Annotated in this window: 2 protein-coding genes; both read right to left on the bottom strand. The window is 58.3% G+C overall.

Annotation, left to right across the window (positions count from 1 at the left end):
- Positions 1-17: 17 nt before the first annotated feature.
- On the bottom strand, positions 18-809 hold the full coding sequence (gene map / locus OQK_RS26065; protein WP_016775022.1) for a type I methionyl aminopeptidase: 792 nt from the start codon (positions 807-809) through the stop codon (positions 18-20).
- Positions 806-1,033 carry a ParD-like family protein gene (locus tag OQK_RS26070; protein ID WP_007918027.1) on the bottom strand — a complete coding sequence of 76 codons (228 nt, stop codon included), beginning with the start codon at positions 1,031-1,033 and terminating at the stop codon, positions 806-808. The genes map and OQK_RS26070 overlap by 4 nt, the downstream gene beginning before the upstream one ends.
- Between the last annotated feature and the right edge of the window lie 264 nt (positions 1,034-1,297).

Genomic DNA, 1,297 nt, shown 5'->3' on the forward strand with positions numbered 1-1,297 from the left:
AAGCAGGCGACACGGTATTAGCCAATGGCCCGGTACCCTTCAATCTCATCCGGCCAAGCCGTCAGCACTTCGAACCCGCTCTCCGTCACCGCGACCATATGCTCCCACTGCGCCGACAACGAGCCATCCTTGGTCAGCACCGTCCAGCCATCAGGCATGTTCTTCACATGGCGTTTGCCGGCATTGAGCATCGGTTCCACGGTGAAAATCATCCCGGCCTTGAGCTTTAGCCCTTGATTGGGAAAGCCGTAATGCAGGATCTGCGGCTCATCGTGATAGACCTTGCCGATGCCATGGCCGCAGTACTCGCGTACCACGCTGAAGCCCTCCGCCTCCGCCAGGCTCTGGATCGCGTAACCGATATCGCCCAGCGTTGCACCCGGTTTCACTGCGCGAATGCCCGCGCACATCGCGTCGTAAGTGGTCTTGATCAGGTGCTGCGCCTCGGGGCTCGCCTCACCCACGACATACATGCGGCTGGTATCACCGAACCAGCCATCCTTGATCACGGCGATGTCGAGGTTGACGATGTCGCCGTCTTTCAATGGCGTACCCGATGGAATCCCGTGGCACACCACGTCATTGACCGACGCGCAGACGGTTTTCGGAAAGCCGTGATAACCGACGTTGGCCGGCACGGCTTTCTGCACATTGACGATGTAATCGTTGCACAACCGGTCCAGCTCATCGGTGGTCACCCCGGCCTTCACATGCGGCACCAGCATCGCCAGCACCTCAGCGGCGAGTTTGCCGGCAGCGCGGGATTTTTCGATGTCGGCCGGCGTGTTGATCTTGATCTGGTTTCTCATGCGCTGACGGCTTCCTGAGTCAGTTGTTGCAGATCCAGTCCGCCGTTCTGTTCGGCGCGGATCAGCAGGCGGCAAATGGCGCTGTGGTCGAGGTTGGGATGCAGCTCGGCGAGCATGCCGATGCGCATCCAGTGCTCGGCCTGCGCGTTGATCGAGCGGCTGAGGGCGTTGCTGGAAATGCGCAGGTTCTCGTGCATGTCCTCTGAAATTTTTACGATGCCCATATATGAATCCGATACGATATGTATATGGATCGTATATTAGCCAAGCTTACCCCCGGATTGCAAACGCTCCGCCACGCAAACACGCACCCTTGTAGGAGCTGCCGAAGGCTGCGATCTTTTGATCTTGCCCGTTAAAGACCAGATCAAAAGATCGCAGCCTCCGGCAGCTCCTACCAAAGCAGATTCGGCTCCCCATCAGCGGCCTGATCGACTACCATGCCGCCGCCGGTTTCCACACGGAATTAATAGGGAATCCGAAATGCT

The sequence above is a fragment of the Pseudomonas sp. R62 genome, from assembly GCF_000257605.1.
In the GTDB taxonomy this organism is placed as follows: Bacteria; Pseudomonadota; Gammaproteobacteria; order Pseudomonadales; family Pseudomonadaceae; genus Aquipseudomonas; species Aquipseudomonas atacamensis.

Excerpts from the sequence above, each read along its gene's own strand:
- map (WP_016775022.1), bottom strand. The coding sequence starts at position 809 with ATGAGAAACCAGATCAAGATCAACACGCCGGCCGACATCGAAAAATCC.
- OQK_RS26070 (WP_007918027.1), bottom strand. The coding sequence starts at position 1,033 with ATGGGCATCGTAAAAATTTCAGAGGACATGCACGAGAACCTGCGCATT.